Annotated in this window: 6 protein-coding genes; 1 reads left to right on the top strand and 5 read right to left on the bottom strand. The window is 58.1% G+C overall.

All coding sequences use genetic code 11. The features are described from left to right. Positions 1-64: 64 nt before the first annotated feature. The 4 genes from HNP46_RS35550 to HNP46_RS35535 all read right to left on the bottom strand — a co-directional run bounded on the left by HNP46_RS35550 (position 65) and on the right by HNP46_RS35535 (position 1,422). Positions 65-247: a hypothetical protein gene (locus HNP46_RS35550; RefSeq protein WP_184598974.1), complete on the bottom strand. Its 183-nt coding sequence runs from the start codon at positions 245-247 to the stop codon at positions 65-67. 65 nt (positions 248-312) lie between these two features. Then, positions 313-549 (bottom strand): hypothetical protein, encoded by a 237-nt coding sequence (locus tag HNP46_RS35545; RefSeq protein WP_184598972.1) that lies wholly within the window; start codon positions 547-549, stop codon positions 313-315. 37 nt (positions 550-586) lie between these two features. Further along, positions 587-943, bottom strand: a complete 357-nt coding sequence (locus HNP46_RS35540; RefSeq protein ID WP_221455240.1) for a hypothetical protein — start codon at positions 941-943, stop codon at positions 587-589. Positions 944-972: 29 nt separating this feature from the next. Continuing rightward, positions 973-1,422 (bottom strand): hypothetical protein, encoded by a 450-nt coding sequence (locus HNP46_RS35535; RefSeq protein ID WP_184598969.1) that lies wholly within the window; start codon positions 1,420-1,422, stop codon positions 973-975. 147 nt (positions 1,423-1,569) lie between these two features. Between HNP46_RS35535 and HNP46_RS35530 the strand changes: the two genes are divergently transcribed. Beyond that, positions 1,570-1,932, top strand: coding sequence for a helix-turn-helix domain-containing protein (locus HNP46_RS35530; RefSeq protein ID WP_184598967.1), 363 nt, complete (start codon positions 1,570-1,572; stop codon positions 1,930-1,932). Positions 1,933-1,941: 9 nt separating this feature from the next. On the opposite strand, the gene HNP46_RS35525 is transcribed toward HNP46_RS35530, so the two are convergent. Next, positions 1,942-2,508, bottom strand: coding sequence for an ABC transporter substrate-binding protein (locus tag HNP46_RS35525; RefSeq protein ID WP_184598966.1), 567 nt, complete (start codon positions 2,506-2,508; stop codon positions 1,942-1,944). Between the last annotated feature and the right edge of the window lie 507 nt (positions 2,509-3,015).

Genomic DNA, 3,015 nt, shown 5'->3' with positions numbered 1-3,015 from the left:
GGATCAAAATGTCGCTTGGCTCACGCAGCCCCTTGGAGCACCGTAGGTCTCTAGGAATCATCGTCTAATCAGTCCAAGTTTTCTGCCGCACCTCCACATCGCAGAAGGGCGCGCTATTCAGCTCGACCAGTTTCAGCGTGGACAGCAGCTCGATCACCGCGCCGAGGCGGTTGTCGGCGGCGTCGTACAACTCATCGGCTAGCAGGAACAGGGTTGCGTATAGACCTACGGTTGCTCGAAGAAACAAAAAAATAACCTCCTACCAGCGGCCCCCTTTTCGAGGCTGCCAGCAGGAGGTCACAGGGGATGATCTTACTGCTCGGCCACGCAAGCTCTAGCGGCGGCCATCATGCTCTTGAGAAAAACCTCGGGCGGCGCCGTGTAGGGCTTGTTGAAAGCCTTGAGTTCTGCGGGGCTGTAGCTTGCTTCCAGCTTCTCAAACGTGCAGGCGCAGATGGCTTTGGGTGCTCCGCCCTGAATGCATCCGGCAATGAATTGTCCCCGCACTTTCGAGTTCTCATCGGAGCATCCGGATACCAGGACGGTCATCAGGACTACGGCTAAGATCGCTCGCATTCCCATGTCCTCAGCGCAACACAATGGCGCAACCGATGGCGATTCCACCGATCAGACCGATCACCTGCGGGCCAATCATCCAGAACACCTTTATCCAGATCAGGTGCAGCATTCCACCACGGGTGTACACCGCATCGGGGCGAGCAAAGCGGCGCAACGCATCGCCCAGCACGGCGCCGATGAGGCCCAGGACGCTGCCCACTGCTATCGCGCAAATCTTGGCGAACGTACTCGCGCCAAGTACCAGGGCTGAGTTGTTCTTGACGACAAAGAGGATCGAAACCACTACCGCAGCGATAGCCCAGCCAATTACGGCGGGGCTGATCATTGGTACATCGGGTTCATTTTGCTGAACGTCATGATCCATGAATGTTTCTCCTGATGGTGTGAACGGCGCTACCACGCCGACTTGCACGCGTTCTCTTTGCTGTTGAGGGGGCGCAGGACTTTGGCGATGTTCTTGGTGGGAAGCTTCACCGTCTGGCCATTGGCGCTGATCTGCAGGTTGTTGACCTTGCGTAATGCAGCCCAGAAGCCTGGGAAGTTGGCACCGCAGGCACGGCAATCGGTGAAGAATGGGTTGCTGAAGGTGGTGCCATCGACGATCACGTCAAAGCCCTGCTCGCTTTCGGAGGAGTACTCCTTGCCACGAATGCTGGCGTAAGCCTTGACCGCCTGATCGTCCTCGCTGGAGCAAGAGATATTCAGGCCGTTGCCATTACCGTCATCGACGATGTGTTCAGTGATGCCCTGCCCCCAGCCACTGGTCCATTCGTAAGTGCCCGCGTGGGCGGTGCTGATGCTCACAGCGGCCAGAGCCGAAGCGATGAGTAGTGTGTTGCGCATAGGACATTTCCTTTTGTCGAAAAAACGGATGTAAACCAAACATAAGAGGTCGCATTTCAACCTATTAGGATGATTTTCGACCTGCCGTGTTCTTCATGTCAATGAGTCGATGCCCAACCATTTGGGGTGAATCCCAGAGGAGGCATCATGCTCGATACAGATCAGAAAGCCGTGGCCGAATCTATTGGTCGAGCGATTGCCAGGCAGCGGGTGCGCTGCGAGATGACCCAGGAACAGGTAGCTGAACAGCTGGGTGTGGGAAATGAAGCCGTTTCCCGGATTGAGCGGGGGGTGGTGATGCCCACCGTGCTGCGACTGCTGGAGTTGGCGGCAATCTTCGACTGTGAAGCCGCGGAGCTCTTGAGTGAGGCCAGTCTACGTACGACTGATCAGGCCAGTCGCTTGGCCCAGTTGCTGAGTGGCCTTAAAGACCATGATCGGCAACTGGTAGTTGGCATCGTTGAGCAGTTGAGCGAGCGGCTGCGTAGCCAGAAGGCAGCCAAGCACTAGCGGCTACCACTAGGCCACTCCCGAGAAGACCGGTAACCCATTGAGCCGGGCAGCATCGGGATCAAACAGCAAGAAGCGCACATCGGCTTGCCCCGCCAGTTGCAGGATATCGACCACTTCCGCCGGTAAGCCGTAATCAAGTTGCTGCTGACGCAACTGCGCCAAATTGGTGTCGTGGATGTACAGCGCTTCATCGCTCCAGGGGGTATTGAGCAGTTTGCAGCCGACCATGCGGTGCGCCGATAGCTCGAAGAACTCCACCTGCAGCCCCCGCAACGTCGACGGCTTATCGGCTGCTGCGAGCAGAAACAGGTAGTCCGCCACGGACTCCGGCAGATGCTCCATGCAGATCTCCCAGCACCGACTGAAATGCCCGGTCTCGAAGCTCAGCCGACGCACGATGTCCTGGGCTGCTTCCAGGGTGGGCTGTATGCCAATGATGACCGTGCGCTGTCCTTCCTGAGCGTGGATCACGTAGGACAGCTCACGCAGCTCGGGATGCTCAGGAAGACTCTGGATGTGCAGTTGAATGGCCAGCTTGTCGTAGCCACGTCGAAATGGATTTGGATAAGGCATAGGACCCTCCTGCCGGGCACGAAGGTGCGCCCAGCATCTTGGTTGTATGGGTTTGAACGAGTCAGTGCAAGTGATACGGAAGGACGCTGAATGCGCAGGGGCCTGGCGGCTCCTGCTTATGCCGTTTCAGGTCAACCTGTTCAGGCTTGGCTCAGCAGGTGGGTGACTGCGTACCGAAGTCAGCAGCAATCACCTGAGCGGGTGTTTCTCCGGCCTGCCGGCGCCCCACGTACTCGGGGGGCTGGCTCGTCCGGCGTGCCGGCTAACGCTTCATAGCCGTAGTGCTCGCCCAGCCTGTTCAGCTCGCGTATCCATTGGCGCAGCGCCAAGGCTTCTTTCCGGTTCAATGAGCCGGCTCCTGCCGCTGTGCCTGGCTCGGACGCATGCCAACCTTGAGTAGCCGTTGGAACAGCGTAAGCGCGTGAAAATCGGCGTCCTGGGTGCCTGACCCCGCAGTTGAGACTATTGCGTCCGCAACTTTTCTTGCGGACGCAAGCATGACCACCG

The organism is Pseudomonas nitroreducens (genome assembly GCF_014204515.1).
Classification (GTDB): domain Bacteria; phylum Pseudomonadota; class Gammaproteobacteria; order Pseudomonadales; family Pseudomonadaceae; genus Pseudomonas; species Pseudomonas nitritireducens_A.
This window is presented reverse-complemented; position numbering and strand designations above follow the sequence as displayed.